The organism is Sphingomonas sp. GW821-FHT04B01 (genome assembly GCF_059420425.1).
Map to the genome: position 1 here is coordinate 1 of NZ_JBWKTR010000013.1, position 20,429 is coordinate 20,429.

The following is a 20,429-nucleotide window of genomic DNA, read 5'->3' on the forward strand; positions in this document are numbered from 1 at the left end:
GCCCGCGCCCTCGTCAAAGGCGACAAGCATCCCGGCTACCGGCGCTACCGCAAGGCGGCCTGCTGAACACGCTTACCAAGGTTATGACCGCTACCGCGTTGAACATTCTACCAAGTTTTACGTGGTCCAGCTCATAGGGACTTGGGTCAACATTGTTGAGTCGGCAGAGCGCACCGTGAGATCGCGAAATAGTCTCCGATGGGTCACGTTCGAGACCGAGGAATATGAGCTGAGGAAAGCCGACACGTTCAAGCCCTTCCTTTGCAGATTCATTCAAGGCGGCTGCTACGCGTATGTAGGCGGCAAATATATCGAGCGCGAAAAGGAGATGCGGGGCATGGAATCGCATCCGTTCATTTACATTTCGTCCACGGCCGCATTGAAGACTTTCAACGACATGCGAGTGAAGCGAACCGCAGCACCAGGCCGGAGGTAGGCCTTCTTTGGGCCCCTCATTATGCCATCGCACCGCCCCCGATTGCGGGGAGCGCGAGATTTAAGCACGCTCAACTATGAAGCCGACTAACTGGTCGTGTCATCCGGTATGCGTCGTCGGGTACTTGCTTCCGCGCCGCCCAATCTAGAAATTCGATGCGACCATCATTCCTTAGTTCTGCCGCCATGCGCCCGAGCCTCGTCTTCCTGACACCGTGCTTGGCGAGAATGCCGGGCCAGAGATTGCCGTACGTAATCGAGCCAGGGCTGATCGGGACTGTGTCTACGATCGCCATCAGCGCGGCGGCTTCTTGTTCGGCCATCCATCGTCCAGCAAACTCGTTGCCGGTGATGGCGCCGCCGAACATGTCCGTAGTGTTGAAGAGGTCGTCCCTCTTAGCGAGCTGGAGATCAGCCCTGACCTGGTCCTGCGCCTTCAACGTTGCATGCTGGCAGTCACGAAAGACCTCGACGCCCTTCGGGCTGCGAGTGGCGTAAATGAGCGAATAGAAGGTCCGGTCTTTGGTCGGAAAGAGGACGGGCGTCTCCATTACGTACTCGTAGCCGCCGAGTCGGCCGATCGCTTCGCTGATCGCCTCAACCAGCACCGTTTTCCTTGCATCCGCCGTGGACCGGCCCTCTGCGGGCGCGATCGCGTCAAGGCGACGTCTCCAGTCGGTTTGGGGCATGAGCGCTTCAAGGCCGGCTTGGATCGCTGCGTTGGGTATGGATGCGGACCAGTTGATCATCGTGAACATGAAATTGAAGACGACTTCGCAGTTCGGACGTCGGAGCAGCGGCGCGACGGCCTGCATGTCGATCTTCCAGCCCTTGGGATCCATCAGCACGAAGGAGAAGGCGTCCGGTGGAGTGGCCCGCATGAGGTCGGGAATGAGTTTCACGAAGTCGTCATTGAACGTCCTAATGGTGATATCCGGGTAGCGGGGCACGATTTCTTGCAGCCTCGCATGCGCTTCCGGGTCTTTCTCGACAAGCAAGGCCGTCATGGTCCGCTCACCGCGGCCGAGGTCCTTCCAGGTCTGCTTCGCGCGGCGGAGGCTCTCCAGCGCGATGCCGAACGAAGTGTCTTCGAAATTCTCGCCTTGGTCTTTCCAAGGGCCAGAGAAGCCATCGATGTAGACGACATCACGCCTGCTTCCAACCTTGAACACAAGCTGTTCGACGTAGTCTGCGATGAGGTGGTGCTTGACGTAGGCCTGCTCACGACCGGCGTAATTGGCGATATCTGGGCGCATCAGGCGGCCCGCGATGCGACTGAAACCGGCAGCTCGTTCCACTCGCGGCCGTCGAGATCGCGGCCGCCCGTCTTTGGCCTGGCGCCGCCCCATTGCTTGAAGAAGAAGGCAACGTCCTGCTCGGCGCACTGATCGCGGATTTCCCGCGCCCATTCGATCGCCATCGGCCGCGCGCCGGGTCCGCTTTCGCCACCGGCGATCACCCAATGAATGCCGGTCAGGTCGATACGCCCGACGGAGCCGATTAACGGTTCGACGGAGAGGAATCGCACGGTAGCCGGCGCCTGACGCAAATGGGTGACTCGTGCGCCCGATTGGGCGTCCTCCACCGAGACGCCGAGCCAAATATGGGCGGGAGGCGCCACGTCCCGATATCGACGCGAAAGGTAGTCGCGCATCAGCGAACTGCGCTTGGTGAGGACCTGAAACACGTGCCAATCGGCTCGCTCCATCGTCTCGAAGACCTGATCGATGAACGGTCTCGGAACCTGCTTGTGGAACAGGTCGCTCATGGAGTTCACGAAAATCATCCGGGAACGCTTCCACGCAAGCGGCTGCGCAATGCGCTCAGGTCTGAGCGTTAAATCGAAGCCTTTCTGGAAAGGATGGTTCGGCACTCCGCGCCAACGCTCGGCGAAGCGCGCAGCGTAGCAGTTGTCGCAGCCGGCCGTGATCTTGGTGCAGCCTGTTACCGGGTTCCAGGTCGCATCCGTCCACTCGATTGCACTGCCGTCGGCCATAGTTCACGTCCTCGGAACGGAGCATAAACCTTACACATCGGCAACCGCTATACAATCTTGCTCGGCTTGGCAGGACAGAGCCGACTTCTGCGTCTTGGCCCCTGCGGCGGTTTAAGCTGTGACGGTATTTTCGCAGAAATCTGAACGAATGTCCGGTCCCGGGAAGCGCTCAGGTTGCGCTGAATGTCTGCAATTGGGTCAGCTTGCCGGAAGCTGTAGGGCAGGATGCGTTCGCCTAATGCCAGACATTTGATAACCGTAGCCGGTGTTTGGTGCCGCCATAGCTTGCGCCAGGTCCCGGGGCGTGTCAGCCTTCAATCTGAGATTGAGCCTTCCTCGCTTTTGCGAGTTGGGAAGCGAAGATCGGTAGGAGCGCAGACATGAACCTAAAGGCAATTGTTACCGTTCTGCTCACCGCCAGTGTAGGTTCAGCCGCCAGCGCCAAGACTACGTATCTCGATAATCCCCAGCAATATGATATGCGTCAGTACCTTGAAAGTGCGCAGTACCGAGTACGTCAGCCCCTCGCGACGAGGTGCCTTGCGGAGGAACGGAGCGGTCGTCTCACGACAACGTGCCAACAGTACAAGCGTGATCTGAACCGCCTTCTCCGTCGGCAAAGCTCCCCTTAATCGGTAGGCGATTTTTTGCCGCAGCTTAGCTTGGACGGTCCAGTGACTTTTACTATGCGCTAAAAGCAGACGTTCAATCTATCGGAGGCCAATCCAGTCAGCGGCTGTCGGGTCATAAAAGGACGACGGCGTAGAGGATCGAACAGAATAGGGCAGCTTTAACCACCCCGAAGATCATCATCTGGCGCGCAGCACGCTGTTAGTCATTACTGACGTGACATGAAGCGATACACGTGCCAAGCACGATCATGGCATCAGGAAGCGCGAAAACCATGATTTCGCCCCGCGACTCAAGCCTATCTATGAGTGGCATTATCAAGATTACCACGTTGACGGCAAGTTCAATCAATGGGCTCATCTTGGGTCGGCGATATGAGGGATAATCGCTCCGCAGTCTCCATATGAAACTAAGGTAAACTGCTGCGCACGCAACTCAGTAGAGTGTAGCAAACGGAACCTCAGAGGTATTTTCGAGCACCATCCCGCTGAATACAAATCCCATTAGACCGACAAGGGTCCATCCAAGCCGCCCAAAGTATTTTGCCATCCATCCGCCTCCCTATAGTCGCAGCCTTCCAAAACATTAGACCATGATCAATGGCGAAGGCTAGCTTTTTCCCATGCCAGACGCCAAGTCATCCGGTTTGGCTGTGAACGACACGATCATTGAAGCTGGACAAACGGCAGAAAGAGGGGGAGCGACGAGGCCGCGCTGAACGACCGCAAATGGGTCACAGCCATCCGTTCTGCCGCGCTGTGCGGCCCGCTTCGATGCGGTTTGACGCGCCCAGCTTCCCTACTGCATCGGATAGGTAATTGCGGACCGTGCCCGGCGACAAGCCGAGCCGATCGGCGATGGCCTTGTTCGACAGCCCCTCCTCTGTGAGGCGCAACGTATCGCGTTTGCGGTCGGTGAGCGGATCGCGACCGATCTCGCCGGCGGCTGCGGCGAGATCGGCGAATATTGCGCGGCCGCCGCCCCCAACGGTGCGGATCGCGGCCGCAAGGTCGTCAACCGCCGCGTCCTTAGGTGTTCAGTCCCGGCATCTGGTGGATCGGGGTCGACGATGAAACGGTCTGGCTCTGACGTACAGATCTTGGTGATTTATTCGTGGAGTGTGAGCCCGCTGAGTGTCCTAAGCCGGCGGGCAAACTTATAGGCGGCCATGAAGTTGGCGAGATGCGTCCGGAGCTGGTCGTGGCTGTCGTAGTGAAGAGTTTGACGGTCGCCTCCTTGATCGTCTGGTTCATGCGTTCGACCTGCCCGTTAGTCCACGGATGGTTCGGTTTGGTGAGCCAGTGCTCGATGTCGTTGGCCTCGCAGATCATGTCAAAGCGCATCTGGCGCGACTAGGCGGTGTTGCGGTTACGAGGCTGCTCGGCGAACTGAATGCCGTTGTCCGTCACAATGGTGTGGATGCGGTAAGGCACGGCTTTCAGCAAGTGCTCAAGGAACTCCCAGGCTGTGCGCCTGTCCGCCTTATCGACGAGTTGGGTGATCGCAAATTTGCTCGTGCGGTCGATGCCGACAAACAGGGAGAGCTGGCCTTCGGCAGCCTGCACCTCAGCGATATCGATGTGGAAGAAACCGATGGGATAACGCTTGATTCGCTGCCGCTTCGGCTTTTCGCCTTCGATGTCCGGCAGACGGGAAATGCCGTGTCGCTGGAGGCATCGGTGCAGAGCCGACCGCGTCAGATGCGGCATCGACGGCTGCAACGCGTAGAGGCAGTCGTCGAGCGGCAGCAGGGTGTGGCGTCGGAACGTTACAACTATTGCCTCCTCCGCCTCGGACAAGGTCGTTTAATGAGGGGCCTTCGGCCCGGTCTTCAGGTCCTCGACCGTCGCCCTTTTACGCCACTTCGCGACCGTCTTCGGGTTGATCCCGACTCACGGCTCAGCGTCGCGAGCGAAGCTTGCGATCGCTGTATTGCTGTTCGGACGGCGTGCGTGGTCGTGGCGCACGCGTGACGTACCTGTCCCATACGGCATCCTTCCATTCCAAAGAAAGGATCGCACCATCAAACCGTGGGTTCAAACACCTAGGCTGCGACCTTCAAAGACCGAAACGCATCGTTGAGAGAACGGTTCGCGTTAGACTGACAGCACCAGTGGATGGTGTGGACAACCTACTCGTCGACGTACCTTCCGACAGCCTACGGCGGACGTTTCCGGTGGCACAGATTTTCGAGATAGCCTCGGCTCACGTCAGCGCGCGGGAGATTAACATGCTGACCGGTTCGGCGGCAAGTCATGTCGTCTCGCGGAAAGCAGTTGGCCTTGGAGCGCCGTCGCCCGCTCGGCTTCCGACGAGGCAGCGTGGAGAAGGTGCCGGCAAACGGCTGGCCTTTCAGTTCGAGCGAGTGGAGGATTCGAGCCGATACGCGTGCTGGCCGTCGTAGCTAGGAAAGTTGCGAAGCCGATTAGCCCCTGACTCAAGGGAGGCTCGGAACCGGCGCGGATCAGCGTCGCCACCATGTCTGTGATGCCCCGCACGTCACCTGTTCGTAGGACGTCAGGCATCACGTGGCGGTTCTAGCAACAATTGTTGCTTTTCAGTCGCTGGTTCCTCTGTCATGAAGGTGCTGCGGCGCATACGCGTCCGCTTCAACCACGAAACTCGGAGGATTCAGAATGAATCGTGAAGAGATCGCATCGATGTTCGAGGAACTTGAATTCGTCGAAATCGAAACCGTCGTAGGCGGCGATGGCACCCCGAGCATGCCCCCGGGCTACGTCGCTTGGACGCCAGGCTCTGGCAATCCGCCGTACAACCCGAAGCCCTTCGGCTGAAGTAGCTCAAGAAGTGGCGCGAGTCGCCAGCCACCCGGAGGAGGGTCGCGGGCAATCGCCACGTACCTGATCGGCTGGGAAATGGGGGCAAACCAAGGGCATGTCAGCGCCCTTGTTCCCATCTCCCGCCGTCTTGCAGAGTTGGGCCATCACGTTTGGCTTGCGGTTTGCGACCTTAGCGCGGTGTCGCTAGATGTCGGTCCGAACGTACAAGTTATCCAGGCGCCTGTCTGGGCGGGCAGCACCCGGTTGGCCGTTGGCTCTTCCGCTCCACCGCGATCCACACAGGATCTCATGGTGCTCGCTGGCGCAGCAGATCACAGCATACTGCGGCACATGATCCGCGCGTGGGAGGCTCTTCTTCAGCTTACTGGTGCCGACGTCGTTATTGCAGAGTCAGCTCCAGCCCTCCTCATGGCTGCACGAACCCGCGTCCGCACCTTGGCAATTGGAACGGCCGCCTCGATTCCTTCACTGAAAACCGATCTGAACCAAGGACTGCATTCGGAGCATGGTTGGTCCGATGGGCGGAAGCTCCTCAGAACAATCTGCGCCGTACTTAGGGAGCGGGGCCTACCCTCCCTCGCGTCCACCGCTTCCATATTTGAGGCGGATAGGCGCCTCGTTGGCTCGTTTCCGATGCTAGACCCTTACCGAACCGCTCGGCACACGGACGTCTACGCCGCGCCTGCGATGAGCCACGATGCTCGGTGGCCGAACGTCAGGGGTTCCGGGGGAGAGGAGGTTTTCGTCTACTTTCACAATACCGTCTCACCACGAAATGGACTGTGGCAGGCACTCTCCGCGACGCGGCTTCCGATCAGGATCCATGTCCGCGCTCCAAGTTCCGCGCTTCTGCGCATGATCCAGGAACGGCAGTTTGCTTTCGAATCGATGCCGCTCACCATCGATCGTATTGCCTCTAGATCGCGGATCGTCATGTCACACGGCGGCCACGGCCTGGCATCAGCCGCTCTGGCTGCCGGCATTCCCCATTTCGTTTTGGGATACGACGGCGAGAAGATGTGGAACGGCTTAGTGATTCAATCATCGGGTCTCGGGGTCTGTCATGCGATGGGCAACGTCACCGCGGCCGCCGTGGCTCGCGATCTCTACGCGCTTTATCTAGATGAGATGGTCGCGTCGCAGGCCCTGCTGATGGCTGATCGATTGAGATCGGAGGCAAGACCGTCATATCTTGAGTTGATCGAAGGTGACGCTGATGTGCTCAGATAGAATCATGCGAGACCGATTCCTCGATACTAAGCTGGGGAGGCGATTCCTCGAGTTGGAAGCAGCGAGAAAGCGAGCATCGAGCGGGCAGGAGGAGCATGGGCTTCCTTCCAAACTCATCGTAAACGTGACCTCGCATCAACCTCGTTTTGCGACGCTGCACCTCACGCTGACCTCAATCATCAACCAGGACGTCAGGCCAGACCGTATCCTGTTATGGATAGCGCGGGATGATTTTGAATACATTCCCGCTAAGACGCTAAGTCTGCAGAAATGGATCGATATCCGGCCTTGCGATGATCTGCGCTCTTACAAGAAACTAGTGCCCGCACTGAAAGAGCATGCCGCCTGTTTCAACGTTACGGCTGACGACGACGTCTATTACAAATCGGACTGGCTTCGTCAGCTCGTCGAGCCCGCCGCGGCGGGGGCCAAAGCGATTGCCTACCATTTTGGCTTCGTTCCGACCTTCGAAGGCAACTTGATCGCGTCCTACGCATTCTGGCTGCCCGACATCGCCATTCCACTCGGGCATCCAGCCATCCACACGTCGCTTCCGGTCGGCGTTGGAGGGATCCTCTATCCACCAGGCAGCCTTCATCCCGATGTCACGGACCGGGGTCTCTTCGAGAGATTGGCCCCGGACAGCGACGACCTGTGGTTCTACGCGATGACGCGTCTGAACGGTTTCGCACGCCAGCGAGTCGGGACCGGCTTTGAGGAGATCCAGTGGCCCGGCACGCAGGTTGCCGCCCTTTGGACCCAATCCGCTCCAAGTCGAAACGATCTTTCAGCGCAGGCGATATCACATCACTACGGGATCGAGCTGTTCCCGGAAGCCGCTATGCACCCGATAAATCGTCACGTCAAAGCGGTGTGAGAGTGGCCAAACTCAAGATAAGAACGGCCGCCGGGCGCGACTTCGATTTGGTCAATGCAGCGGCCGTTGCGCAGCGTAGCAAGACATCGTGATCAATGGTCGAGACTTGAGGCGGGCAGCATATTATGTGAAGTATTCACGATCGAAAACGCGTCGACATCACTCAGCGTATCCTTAAACCACTTAGTCAATATGTATTTTGAGCCCTCCGTGACTTCGGCTCCGAAGTGCACCGACAAAGGGTTGACGCTACCATCGTCCAGTAGATTGAGCCATGCTAGGAGGTTGCCGCGACGAGGAGATGACTTGAAGCCTACGTTGGGGAACACGGTCTCTCCTCCAGAGCAAGACCCGTTTAGGTAGATCATGACGGTCCATGTTCGCTGGTAGTCCGACTTCGATCCTGCTCCATGCAGCTGGCGATCGTTGAAGGCATCGACGTGAGGCTTGAACTGCTGTCCCGCAACGTATCTCTGTCCCTGAATGCGCTCACTGGCCAGGCCCGGTATGCCAGTCAGGTCGCTCAGGCGCCGCTCTATCGACATCACCAAAGGTGGTCCATCTACGAAATAGCAGGTGCGGCTTGTGCGATAGGTCACATCGGGTGACGGTGGAAGGGTGACGGATGGAGCGTTCACCTCGTCGATGAGAGCGATGATCTCGCTGCACGCCTCGTCGTCTAGGAAGTCCTTCATGAAGAAAATCGGGAGGTCCTTGTACGGCAGCCTATGCATTCCACGCATGCCGCTCAACCGCTCGATCACTGCATCGTTGCTTTGTGCCAGCACCACCCGCTCCCTAGCTCCACGTCGATTGCAACAGGCTTGCCCGATTGCGCGGCGACGTCAATTGCCACCGCGTGCTCGGGATCGGCGAAGCGATCCGCAAAGACAGGCTGCTTGAACCATCATCCTGGCGGACAAAGCGCGGCGCAGAGCCGCGCTGACTTTCATCTCTGCACGCTTCCGGCATTCGACCGCAGGAACGATGGCTCGACTTCTCGAACGGATCCATGCTCCAAGACGAATATGAGATCCGCAGCCGCGATCGTCTCTTCGCGATGCGCGATGATGATGCGCGTTATGCCCATCGAAGAAATTGAGGCGTTTATCGCCGCCTCGGTCGACGGATCTAGATGTGCTGTTCCTTCGTCCATTAGCAGCAGCTTGGGGCGCCGAAAGAGCGCGCGCGCCAGCAGCACCCTTGCCTTCTGGCCGCCGGACAGCGTCGACCCCATATCTCCAACCAAGGTGCGGTATCCCATCGGAAGTGCCACCACCTCATCGTGGATCGCGGCAATCGTTGCGGCCTCCTCGACCAGCCTCATGTCGACCTCGTCTTCAAACAAGGCTATGTTGTCAGCTATCGAGCCGGCGAACAAGCTGTCCTCCTGCAGAACCGCCGCAACCTGCTCCCGATAGGGCCTCCGGCCGAACCGCTCCAACGGCTGCCCGTCGATGAGCACCTGTCCGGCGGTCGGAGCGACCAGCCCGAGCATGATCTTGGCCAACGTCGACTTTCCTCCGCCAGAAGGTCCCGTGATGGCCAGGTGCGCCCCGGCGGGTATATCAAGATCGACGCCATTGAGAACCAGAGCGTCGGTCGGGGAATAGCGGTATTCAATGCCCTGCAGAGTCAGCCCTCCCTCGAACGGCTTTACCCGATCGAAGGTTTCGCGGAAGTCTTCGTCCTCTGTTTCAAGAGCGATGTCGCCCAATCGGTCGAGATGAAGTCCAAGCATTCGGAATGCGATGGCCTGGTCGATCAGCGCGGTCGCACGGGCAAGAAACTGCTGCTTGTATGCCAGGTAACCGACGACCATGCCGATCGAGAAGCCGCCCGAGAGAACGAAGCGAAATGCAAGCCAGACCGTAAGAACGTTCTCGAGGCCGAACACTAGCGTGTTCGCGGTCACCTGCCATATCCCGACCTTCGCCGCCGCGAGCGCGGCATTCGTCTCAGCCGCTTGTCGATTTTGCCATAGGGCGTGACGCTCAGCCTCCCGCCCATAAAGCCGAAGCGGAACGATGCCCCTCATGGTCTCGATTAGGACCGACTGCTGACGACTGGACGCGATGATGACGTCCTCCCTTGCATCCCGCTCGAACGCGAAGGTGACCAGGCGAATCAGTCCGTAAAGACAGAATGCCGCTAGTGCCACGAAAGCAAGGATCACGCTGTACCACAGCATCACTATGAACACGACCAGGGCAAGGACACCGTCTACGAGTGCGGCTGCCAGCCCCTGCGTCAGTGCGTCCTGGATGGGGCGAACCGAAAGAAATCGCGAGAGAACGTCTCCGACGTGCCGTCTTTCGAACCAAGAAACGGGCAGCCTGAATAATCTTCGGGCGAGATTGCTGCTCATCGCAAATCCCATTGAACTGCCGGCGGACAGTAAAACGAAGCTGCGCAGCAGCTGGGCACCCGCGTTGAATACGACAATGAGCCCGAAGGCGGCAGCGAGCAGCGTCAAAAGGCTCCCGTCAAGTGCAGGAACTACGCTGTCTACGGCCAACTGCAGATAGTATGGCATCGCAAGTGCGAAAACCTGCAGCACGGCAGTGAGGAGCACGGTCTGCGCAACGGCTCGCTTCCACCCGCGCATCCGTCCCCAAAGCTGCCGCAAACGGAGTCTTTGGCGCTCATCGGCAGGTTTGAAGTCGACCGCCGGTCGAAGCTCTAGAGCCACGCCGGTGAAGTGCCGCGACAAATCGGCTGTGGTAAGCCGTCTCGCGCGGCCGACCGCCGGATCTAGAACAACCGCGCGGCCCCGCTCGAAACGATCTAGAACCACGTAGTGGTTCATGTCCCAATGCAGCAATGCAGGCAGCTCCAGACCCTCAAGTGCTTCCAGAGGGAGCTTGATGGGCCTGCTGGCAAGGCCCAGACGATCGGCGATCGCAATGAGGCTCTTGAGAGAGGCGCCGCGAGCCGAAGGCGAGAAGCGGCGGCGCAGCGAGTTCAGGTCCACGTCAAGGCCGTGATGGGCGGCGATCATGGCGATGCATGCCAAGCCGCATTCGGCGATCTCGGTCTGTCTGACGTGAGGCGTCTTTCGCCGCGGCCAGATACCGGTGTTGAGATAGAGTGGCCTCACCTTCTGCGGACAGCCAAAATAGGCTCGAATAGCCACTCCATCAGCGATCGCCGTTCGATGACAACCCGCGCCGTGAGGGTCATGTCGGGTTGGAGTGGCCTGTGTTCGCCGGACGCGCTGACATATGGTCGATCGATCTTTGCGGTGACGACGTATGTCGGGTCAGATGCTTTCGCGCCACCGATCACAGCCGATTGGGAAGCGACCAGGCTGATGCGATTTATACGAGCCTTGACGGTGCCGAAGCGCTCGTAGGAAAAAGCGTCGATTTGGAGGCGGACCTCTTGACCGATCTTCATGAAACCCACGCTCCTGGTCGGGACATCCAGTCTTGCCTCCATTTGGGCGCCCTTGGGTATGATCGTCATGATCGGTCGCGCTGGATCAACTGCCTGGCCTAAACGCCCTGAGATCGTGGTCACGGTGCCCGAGACCGGAGCCATCAGCGCGTAGCCGCGGGTTGCCCTGACAACAAGTCGACGCTGATCAAGCGAGGCTCGGCTGCCAGCCAAGCCTGCTGCATTCTGCGCGGCCGTCGTCCGGGCCTCATCAACGGAGTGAAGGGCCTCAGAAATTGCAGCCAGCTTCTCGGCGCGGGACTGTTCGAGGTTGGCAAGCTGCTGAGTGCGTCCGAGCAGCACCTCTTGACGGCCCTGCACGTCCCGCCTGCTCACGAAGCCTCGTCTGGCGACGACCTCCGCGCGGTCGAGGTCCGATCTCGCGACGTCGATGAGCTGGCGCTGGACGACCATCTCCTCGCTGAGCGATGCGACCTGCTGCTTCAGACCGGAGATGCGGGCGTTCAGGCGCGCCTCGACGGCTTCGACCCCTTCCACAATCTGGCGCCCCTGAGAAACAAGGCTTCTGTCTTCACGATCGAGTGCCTCGAGCGCTTGGCTCGTGCCCTCGACCCCCGAAACGTTCGCCTCCTCCGCTCTGATCCGCGCAAGCGGCTGTCCAGCAGTCACCATTTCACGATCGCGAACAAGCATGTCAGTGATCACGCCGGAGCGGGACGGCATGATCTGCGCGTAGCCAGCATCCGGCTCTATCTGCCCGCTGATGGTCTCCACTCTCGCATACGATCCAAGAAAGAGAAACGCGACCATGCAGGCGACGGCCGCAAAAAGCCCATACGCCAGCAGCTGCCACGAAAGGGGTGGCGCAAGCCAGACGTCCCCCATGATGCGATCCTGCTGAGCAACGCGTACTTCCTCCCTGAACATCGCCGAACGATGCCGGGCCGCGCCGCAGGTGGCAAGCGGAGCCTCTTTCGATGGGGCGGCGCCCTTCTCGACAAGCGCTTCAAACTCGCCGCCCCGCTTCTCGCAGGTGGGAACGTAGAAGCAGAAGCGCGGGCCCGGTGCAGGCGCGGGTGTGAGAGCCTAATTCCTTGAGGCGGGCGTCGATCATTCGAGACGTTCCCAAGGGCGCTAACATGGCGAACTTCGAAACCCGGTTTTCCTATTTCCGGGTTGCGCGTTGACACTGCAGACTGGTCGTGATGAACAGAAGGCCGCGCGCCCGAACGCGCGAATTGGAGCAAGGGCGGCAAGTGCGAGAGGTCCAAGACAGAGTGACGTCGAAGGACGTTGCCAGACTCGCCGGGGTGTCGCAGCCTACCGTCTCGAGGGCATTCATGGCCGGTTCCTCGGTCGCACACGAGACGCGCGAACGCGTGCGAGCCGCAGCCAAGATCCTAGGATACGTTCCGAACATGACGGCACGGCTGCTACAAGCGAACAGGTCGCGCGTCGTCGCAATGCTCGTCGACCTGGAAGAGGACGTCCGTGTTCTTTCGTTGACGGCCGAGGTGGCTTCGGTCCTCAGCCGGATCGATCGTCAGCTGCTGCTGTCGACCGTTCAACCGGGCGATAGCGGGATCTCGGCTCTCGCCAATCTACGCTCTCAAGGTGTGGACGCGGTGATTTCAGCCAGGCGTCTTCCAGATGCGCATCACGAATGCCGTTCCATGAAGGTCATCACGTTGAACTGCGACGAATGCGAGGGCTGCTCCAGCGTCTATCCGGATTGGCAGCAGGGAGGCCGGCGCGCAGCCGAGACGCTGCTGGCTCGAGGTGCTCGAAGTCTGCTCTATCTGGGACCTGAGAGAAGCGCTGCTGCCTGCTCCTTTCTCGACGAAGGGCGCCGAGCTGGAGCAGCGACGGCATTTGCCGAGTGTTCAGCCGACTACGTGAACGCATTCTCCTTGATGGAGAGTGGCGTTGAGCTGGCCGACGGAGTCCTCTGTGCGGACGACAGGATTGCGTGGGCGCTGCTCGACTTCACGGATCAGGGCGCGGGCACAAAGCCACCCCGCAATCCGTTGATCATCGGTGTCGGCGATGAACTAGGATCGGCCACGAGGCGCTACAACCTATCCACGTTCAGCGTGCCGTGCCGGGAAATAGCGCGCGGGATTGCAAGAGCCCTTACGAGCGTTCCCCCGCTCAAGATTCCAGTTTCGCCCATCTACATCGATCGCGGAAGCGCGCGGAAAGGATGAGCTAGGCAAAGGGTAGTCCACTGCCGATCGCGGGTGGCCCACGGAAGGGTACCTCGGTGGCCTACGTTTCAGGTCCCGATCATGTCACAATAGAGCTCATGCAGCCGTCAGCCCGTTGATGGCCGGCGGCTGCTTCCCTGCCCATCAGTCCAGCCGGACGTTTGCGCGGCATCCCCAGAAGGCGCGAACCCGAGATGAACAAGCGTCCAAAATTGGCGAGCGCAGGCGGCTCTAAGTGACCGGTATTGGGTCGTTTCGAAGGAGGGCAAGGTGGCTGCGTTCGCTCAATCGGCCCTGTAGGCTGCGGTCCGTCGGCACGCGAGGCGGACGTGACGATATGGACACTTACGCCGCAGGTTATGACGGCGACCTACCATCAAAGCTACAAAAGCTCAGGCACTACCTTTGTCCTGAGTATGGTCGCGTGCATCGATGCGGCTATTAGGGAAGGTATGCTGCCAGACTATTGGCTTGGGGCTCAAATCCTCTTATCGGAATCGATCTTGGAGAGTGGGCATGCAAAATCAGATCTGGGCCGGTTTGCTGATGGCGGCTGGAGCGGTCGGGAGCTCGCCGCAAAGCGATGCGACCTGTTCTGCGGCCCCGTTTGGGGATACGCGGCTGTATTTGCGCGGGAGCATGAGCGGCTGGGTTGCCGCGGGCGAGGACGCGTTCCGTTGGGATTGTAACGCCTACGTCATCACTACCGAACTCCAGGGCGTGCAAGACTTCAAGATTGCCGATGACCGTTGGTCGGACCGGACGACCTTCGCTTCCCCGCACGAAGATGAGGCGACTGGCGGAGCGATACCCATCGCCCGCGTCGGCGAAGGCGGCGGATCGAACCTGCGGTATCGATTTAATGGCTGGCACACACTCCGGCTGACCTTCGCAACCGGACAACCAAGCTTGACGGTCGTGCGCGCGGCCGCACCAGCCCTGACGCTCTTCAACCCTATAGCGCTTAGTCTCCATTACGATACCCGCGCATTGGCAGACAAAGCGCCGTTCGGCGCGGTGACGGCAGGCACCAACATTGCCTTCAATCTGGATGCGCTCGCCGGCGTCGACCGCGCTACCCTGGTGATCGAAGAGCGTCGTCTGGAGGGCAATCAAGAGATTATCGCTTACAGCGAGATCGATCGCGTGTCGTTGACACGGATGGGCATAGGAAAACGCAACCGCTGGGCCGGATCCTATCAATTCGTCAAACCCGGCATCTACGGCTATTGGTTCGAGGTCGTCATTGGCGACCGCACCTATGTGTACCAGAACAACTCTACGCCGATTTATTGGACACGCGAGCGCGGCGCGAACGGCTTGGGAATTAGCTCGCCTATGCCGAAAGACCGCGGCACCATCCGTCGCTTCCGGCAGACCATTTTTGCGCCCGGTTTTTCAGTGCCGAACTGGGCGCAGGAGGCGGTCTATTATTATATTTTCCCCGAGCGCTTCCGGAACGGCGACCTTTCCAACGATCGGCGCGCCGGTTTCGGCGCGCCAGCGGATGTGGAGCACCACGCGGCCTGGATGGAGAAGCCCTATCGCCCCGGTTCGGGCGATGGGTCCGATCGACGCTATTCCAACGACTTCTTTGGCGGTGATTTGAAGGGGATCACCGACAAGCTCGATTACATCGCGGGCCTTGGTGCGAATACGATCTACATGACACCGATCTTCGCGGCCGCAAGCAATCATAAATACGACACTGGGGATTACACCCGGATCGATCCGGCGTTCGGCTCCAACGCCGATTTCGAACGGCTGACCACGGAGGCTTCTCGGCGTGGCATCCGCGTGGTGATTGATGCGTCGTTCAATCACACCGGACGCGACAGCATCTACTTCGATCGCTACGCCCGGCATCCCGGCATCGGCGCGCTGGAAGGCGGCGCCGTGCGGCCCGATAGCCCCTATGCCGACTGGTATACGCTCAACGCGAGCAAGGCCGACCCCGATGACCGATATGCCGGCTGGACTGGCGCGAAGGACTTGCCGGAGTTGAATGAAATGGCGCCGTCGTTCCGCCGGTTCACCTTTAGCGCACCGGATTCGGTGACGCGGCAATGGCTGAAGCGCGGCGCCGGCGGGTGGCGCATGGATGTTGCGCCCTGGGTGCCCGACGCCTATTGGCGCGAATGGCGCAGCGCTGTGAAAGCCACCAAGCCCGATGCGGTAACTATTGCAGAAACCTGGTTCGACGCGTCGAAATACTTTTTAGGCGACATGTTCGACGGGACCATGAACTACATCTTCCGCAACACGGCGATCGACATCGTATCCGGCGGCAATGCAGCGGCAAACTACCGCAACATCGAATTGATCCGGGAGATGTATCCGGCGCAGGCGATGCGCGCGTCTATGAACCTGTTGTCCACCCACGATACCGCACGCACCTTGTGGCTGCTCGGCGATCGAGGCGATGATGCCGCACGCACTGCGGAGGCCAAGCGGCGCTATCGCCTGGCCTTGTTCATGCAGATGACTTGGCCCGGCGCGCCCACCATCTTCTATGGCGACGAGGTCGGGCTGACCGGCGGCGAAGACCCCGACAATCGTCGGACCTATCCCTGGGCCGACCGCGGCGGCCAGCCCGATCAAGTGATGCTGACTGAAGTCCGCCGACTGGTTGCATTGCGTAAGGCGAACCCGCTGCTTTCGCGGGGGGCGCTCGGTGCGCCCTTGTACGCCGATGGCAACGTCGTCGTCGTGCCTCGGCGATTGGGCGGAGCCTCTGCCATCGTTGCCGTAAACAATGCCGCCGAGGCGCGCACGATCGACCTTCAGCTTCCCAGCGACCTCGCTCGATCCCACTTTATCGACGCTGTCACCGGGGCGGCGGTTCCCAACGACAATGGCCGAATCCGGCTGACCATCGATGCTCTTTACGGTAAGGTTTTACTTGCGAGGTAAGCTATGCATTGGGCGCAATCCCATGCTGAGGAGCGGAGGATCGTTACCGGTAGGACCACCATCTTACTGGCGCGCTGGGTTCTGGCCGATCGCATCCGCTCGTCTGGTATGAGTGTCGGGCCGGCTCGGCGCGGTTTCGTTGCAGAGCAGGGATCGGAACGCGAAACCTAAAGTGACGGTCTCAATGCGCGTTCCGCGCAATGGGCCTCATAGGCTGTCAGCAGTTTCGCCGGCAGGATGATTCGTACTGGCTGCCTTCCGCAATAACTAATCGACAGCTCGACATGATCTTCCGCATGCTGCCACGGCGATAGACGTAGTTCGATGATTTCGAGGTCGTCGTATCCGAGTACGAGATCATTCATCCGCTACAATCCTTCGATGCCTCGTAAGGTGGCTTTATGCCGATCCGAACAAACAGCCGCAAGATCACTGATCTAAAGTAGGCGGAGGGGGCATGGAAAGTCGATACTTGAACGCTTGGAAGAAGGTCGGACATAGTCAATGACAGTGGCATCATGCAAAGACGCGCATGTTGATCATTTTATGAAGCGGATCGGACCTATTTTCGATTGGCTTCGCAAATCGCGTATTCCAAAGGCTTCAGCTCGACAAGGACAGATCCTGGCGCCGTCGCTTGACCGGGGCATCGACCAGCAAGAGCCTGGAACCGCGCCGAGCCAGTCTCAACCTGAACATTGCGGCGTACAGGGCTCGTCGACGTATTGAAGGCGAGCAGGATTTCCCGGCCGGTTTCGGGATCGAAGCGCGAAATGGCCAACAGCCCCGGTTTGTCGTCTCGCGCCCGGAGCGTCTGCCTGCCGTGGGTCAGCGCCGGGCTGGCGACACGGATGCGGGCGAGGGTGGCGATCTGTCGGAAGAGCGGGTTCGTGTTCCCGAAATGCGGCGTCGCTGTCGAGGTGTTGGTGCCGATGAGGACATTGTCGTTATAGGCGGCGACTTTGCTGCCGAACATGTCCTCACGCGAATCCTGATCACCGCCGTCTCCCGTAAAGCCTTGTTCGTCGCCCGAATAAATGGTCGGCACGCCGCGAAGGGTCAGCAGCAAGGCGTTTGAGAGTTCGACCCGTTTGAGAACTTCCTCGTCGGGAGCGTCGGGGAAGGCCTTGCGGACGAAATGCGAGATACGGCCGTCGTCGTGATTGCCGGTGAAGGTCGGCAGGGTGACCGCCGTGTCGAAGCCATTGGCGTAGAGCGCGTCGCCCTTGAGCCAAGTCTCCCATGCATTTGTGCCGCGGGTGCCTGCCACCGTGGCAAACACCGCTTCGCGAAAGGCGAAGTCGAGCACGGCCGGCAGCCGATCGACACGGGTGTGCTCGGCAAGAACGCCGGGATCTAGGCTGTGCTCGGCGACCTCGCCGAAGATGTGGAAGTGAGGAATCCCCTTGGCTGCCGCACGCGCCTGCATCGCCGGCACGAAGGCCTGCCAAAACTCGGGATTGACGTGGCGCGCCGTGTCGATGCGGAAGCCGTCGATGCCGAAACGGTCGATCCAGTCGCCAAAGATGTCGATCATCCCGGCGTGCACCCGCGGGTTCTCCGTCATGATGTCATCAAGCCCGGAGAAGTCTCCCTTGGTCGCGCTCTCCCCGACGAAGGTCGTGTTTCCACGATTGTGATAATAAATCGGGTCGTTGAGCCAGGCGGGAACCTTGGTCGTGCGCTCCGCCGAAGGCACATATGGAGTGTAGGCGTAGTCAGGGCGCGTTAGCTTGGCGAAGTTCTCCGCCGTAGCGATGTAGTCGCCCGCAAAGCCGGGATTGATTGCCTTGCCGTTGGTGCCGCCGCGACGCTGATAGGGGAAGTTTGCTTCGTTGCGATAAGGGCAGGGAGAGTTCGCGGCGCATTCCTGATACTGGATGACGTCGGCGGTGTGATTGACGACGATGTCCATGTAGACCTTGAGCCCGCGTGCGTGCGCCGCATCAACTAGCGACTTGAAGTCCGCATTGGTGCCAAGATGCGGGTCGACGCGCGTGAAGTCGGTGATCCAATATCCGTGATACCCGGCTGATTGATGACCCGGCGGTCCCTGCACGGCCTTGTTCTTGAAGATCGGACCGACCCACAGGGCGGTGGCGCCCAGTTCCTGGATGTAGTCGAGGTGCTTGATGATCCCCTTGAGATCGCCGCCATGGTAGAAGCCTTTCGCGGTGGGATCGAACCCGGTCCGGCTGCGATCACCTGACAATCCCCCACGATCGTTGCCGCTATCTCCATTCTCAAAGCGGTCGGGCAGCATGAAGTAGATCACTTCGTCTTGCGGAAGGCGGCTGCGAAAGTCGGGCTTGGGATCAGCCTGCACAGGGATCGATACTGTTGCCGCCACCGCGGCAGCGGCGAGTAACATCGTACGGATCATGATCTCTCCTGAGCTTGAGCCGCGCCGCGGCGAGCGGCGAGGAAGTCGTCGTGCGGGGGCATCCGCGATACTGTTGCGGCGACGTGCTGACGCACGGCAGCAAGAAAACTTGCGAGGTCTTCGGCGGATGGCGTATCGGCCAGCGGATGGTAGCCGGCTGGTTCGATTCCCTGGCCGAGCATCACCTGGAGCCAGCCGACTTCGGTGAATAGCTCGTCGCCCTTGCGGACGATGCGACCGTTGGCCCGGAACAGCGCCAGTCTGTCCGCGAGGCTGTCGGGAAGCGACGCCGCCCGACAGGCCTGCCAAAACGGTTCGGCGCGGCCGTTGGCATGATAGTGGAGGATCAGGAAGTCGCGCACGGCCCGCCACTCGCAAGCCGACTGCCGATTGAATTCATCGCGGTCGGCCTTGGCGATGTCCATGCCGGGCCACAAAGCCAGCAGCCGGGCGATGGCGGACTGGATGAGATGGATGCTGGTTGATTCCAACGGTTCCAGAAAGCCTGCCGCCAGCCCAAGCGCGACGCAATTGCGTGACCAAGGCTCGGTACGCCGGCCGGTCGTGAACCGTAGCGATCTGGGTTCCGCCAGCACCGGACCGTCAAGGTTCGTGAGCAGAGAGTCGGCCGCGGCCTGATCGTCTTGGAAGCTGCTGCAATAGACCAAGCCGTTGCCGGTGCGATGCCGAAGCGGAATGCGCCATTGCCAGCCCGCGACGCGGGCGGTGGCGCGCGTGTAGGGCGTGATAGGGGCGACGCCGACGCATGGGACAGCCAGCGCGCGGTCGCAGGCCAGCCAGTGCGACCAATCCTCGAAGCCCACGTCGAGCGCCTTGCCGATCAGCAGCGAGCGAAAGCCTGAGCAATCGATGAAGAAGTCCCCCGTCACACGGCGCCCGTCGGCGAGCGCGAGCGCGATCACATCGCCGTTGCCCTCATCGAGTTTGACATCGACTGCTTCCCCTTCGATTCGAGCCACTCCACGCTGCTCCGCGAAGGTACGCAATTGCGCAGCGTAGCGCGTGGCGTCGAACTGAAAGGCCCAGGCTAACCCGGTCGGAAGCTCCGGTCTGCCTATATCGGGGGAGAAGCGATCGGCGGCGGCGGCAACCGCGCTTACCGCATAATCCCACAATGGGCCGTCGCCGCCTTCGGTACGGTGGCGCAGCCAATAGTGATGAAACGGCACCAGACCGAGGCTACGGCCGATCGATCCAAAGGCATGGATATAGCGGCTGCCCGGGCGCGACCAGTCGGCGAACTCGATGCCGAGCTTGATGGTGCCCTCGGTCGCGCGGAGGAAGGCCTCCTCGTCGATACCAAGGCTTTGATTGAACAGCCGGATGGACGGGATGGACGCTTCACCAACCCCGACGGTGCCGATCGCCTCGGATTCGACGACGGTGATGGCAGTGCCCGGTGGCAAAAATCGGGCGAACGACGCGGCGGCCATCCAGCCCGCCGACCCGCCGCCCACGATCACGACCTTGCGCATGGCGGGGCGTCCTATCGGGGAACAAGGAACTCTCCGCCAGCAAGGCTGGCGGAGAGCGAGAG

The 20,429-nt window shown here is 60.3% G+C and carries 14 protein-coding genes and 2 pseudogenes; 7 read left to right on the forward strand and 9 right to left on the reverse strand.

All coding sequences use genetic code 11. The features are described from left to right. Nucleotides 1-436: hypothetical protein (locus AC07UH_RS19855; RefSeq protein ID WP_495181909.1), on the forward strand; the 436-nt coding region annotated here is incomplete at its 5' end. A gap of 70 nt (nucleotides 437-506) precedes the next feature. On the opposite strand, the gene tcmP is transcribed toward AC07UH_RS19855, so the two are convergent. From tcmP to AC07UH_RS19875, 4 genes and pseudogenes are all read right to left on the reverse strand, one after another. After that, nucleotides 507-1,691: a three-Cys-motif partner protein TcmP gene (gene tcmP / locus AC07UH_RS19860; RefSeq protein ID WP_495181910.1), complete on the reverse strand. Its 1,185-nt coding sequence runs from the start codon at nucleotides 1,689-1,691 to the stop codon at nucleotides 507-509. After that, nucleotides 1,691-2,431 (reverse strand): DUF5131 family protein, encoded by a 741-nt coding sequence (locus AC07UH_RS19865; RefSeq protein ID WP_495181911.1) that lies wholly within the window; start codon nucleotides 2,429-2,431, stop codon nucleotides 1,691-1,693. The genes tcmP and AC07UH_RS19865 overlap by 1 nt, the downstream gene beginning before the upstream one ends. Before the next feature lie 1,363 nt (nucleotides 2,432-3,794). Beyond that, entirely contained in the window at nucleotides 3,795-4,058 is a 264-nt protein-coding gene (locus tag AC07UH_RS19870) for a response regulator transcription factor (protein WP_495181949.1), read from the reverse strand. A 31-nt stretch (nucleotides 4,059-4,089) separates the two neighbouring features. After that, a pseudogene (locus tag AC07UH_RS19875) lies at nucleotides 4,090-5,048 on the reverse strand (IS481 family transposase). 649 nt (nucleotides 5,049-5,697) lie between these two features. On the opposite strand from AC07UH_RS19875, the gene AC07UH_RS19880 reads away from it, so the two are divergent. The 3 genes from AC07UH_RS19880 (at nucleotide 5,698) to AC07UH_RS19890 (ending at nucleotide 7,969) form a co-directional block, all read left to right on the forward strand. Beyond that, nucleotides 5,698-5,856, forward strand: a complete 159-nt coding sequence (locus tag AC07UH_RS19880) for a hypothetical protein (RefSeq protein WP_495181912.1) — start codon at nucleotides 5,698-5,700, stop codon at nucleotides 5,854-5,856. 861 nt (nucleotides 5,857-6,717) lie between these two features. Continuing rightward, nucleotides 6,718-7,092, forward strand: coding sequence for a nucleotide disphospho-sugar-binding domain-containing protein (locus AC07UH_RS19885; protein ID WP_495181913.1), 375 nt, complete (start codon nucleotides 6,718-6,720; stop codon nucleotides 7,090-7,092). Between the two features lie 4 nt (nucleotides 7,093-7,096). Next, nucleotides 7,097-7,969, forward strand: a complete 873-nt coding sequence (locus AC07UH_RS19890; protein ID WP_495189964.1) for a hypothetical protein — start codon at nucleotides 7,097-7,099, stop codon at nucleotides 7,967-7,969. Nucleotides 7,970-8,061: 92 nt separating this feature from the next. Here AC07UH_RS19890 and AC07UH_RS19895 read toward each other — a convergent pair whose 3' ends face one another. The 3 genes from AC07UH_RS19895 to AC07UH_RS19905 all read right to left on the reverse strand — a co-directional run bounded on the left by AC07UH_RS19895 (nucleotide 8,062) and on the right by AC07UH_RS19905 (nucleotide 12,253). Further along, entirely contained in the window at nucleotides 8,062-8,757 is a 696-nt protein-coding gene (locus tag AC07UH_RS19895; RefSeq protein ID WP_495181915.1) for a prolyl hydroxylase family protein, read from the reverse strand. Between the two features lie 161 nt (nucleotides 8,758-8,918). Beyond that, on the reverse strand, nucleotides 8,919-11,069 hold the full coding sequence (locus AC07UH_RS19900) for a peptidase domain-containing ABC transporter (RefSeq protein ID WP_495189965.1): 2,151 nt from the start codon (nucleotides 11,067-11,069) through the stop codon (nucleotides 8,919-8,921). Then, a complete protein-coding gene (locus tag AC07UH_RS19905) occupies nucleotides 11,066-12,253 on the reverse strand; it encodes an HlyD family secretion protein (protein WP_495189966.1) in 1,188 nt (395 codons plus the stop codon). The genes AC07UH_RS19900 and AC07UH_RS19905 overlap by 4 nt, the downstream gene beginning before the upstream one ends. A 320-nt stretch (nucleotides 12,254-12,573) precedes the next feature. Between AC07UH_RS19905 and AC07UH_RS19910 the strand changes: the two are divergent. The 3 genes and pseudogenes from AC07UH_RS19910 to AC07UH_RS19920 all read left to right on the forward strand — a co-directional run. Next, nucleotides 12,574-12,774, forward strand: a pseudogene (locus tag AC07UH_RS19910) (LacI family DNA-binding transcriptional regulator); the annotation flags it as partial. A gap of 12 nt (nucleotides 12,775-12,786) precedes the next feature. Continuing rightward, complete coding sequence (locus AC07UH_RS19915) at nucleotides 12,787-13,575, forward strand: type 1 periplasmic-binding domain-containing protein (protein WP_495181950.1); 789 nt, start codon at nucleotides 12,787-12,789, stop codon at nucleotides 13,573-13,575. 516 nt (nucleotides 13,576-14,091) lie between these two features. Continuing rightward, complete coding sequence (locus AC07UH_RS19920; RefSeq protein WP_495181918.1) at nucleotides 14,092-16,488, forward strand: alpha-amylase family glycosyl hydrolase; 2,397 nt, start codon at nucleotides 14,092-14,094, stop codon at nucleotides 16,486-16,488. A gap of 562 nt (nucleotides 16,489-17,050) precedes the next feature. Here AC07UH_RS19920 and AC07UH_RS19925 read toward each other — a convergent pair. Together AC07UH_RS19925 and AC07UH_RS19930 are read right to left on the reverse strand one after the other, a co-directional pair. Beyond that, nucleotides 17,051-18,871 carry an alpha-amylase family glycosyl hydrolase gene (locus AC07UH_RS19925; protein WP_495181920.1) on the reverse strand — a complete coding sequence of 607 codons (1,821 nt, stop codon included), beginning with the start codon at nucleotides 18,869-18,871 and terminating at the stop codon, nucleotides 17,051-17,053. After that, on the reverse strand, nucleotides 18,868-20,367 hold the full coding sequence (locus AC07UH_RS19930) for a tryptophan halogenase family protein (RefSeq protein ID WP_495181921.1): 1,500 nt from the start codon (nucleotides 20,365-20,367) through the stop codon (nucleotides 18,868-18,870). Before AC07UH_RS19930 ends, AC07UH_RS19925 begins: the two co-directional genes overlap by 4 nt. Between the last annotated feature and the right edge of the window lie 62 nt (nucleotides 20,368-20,429).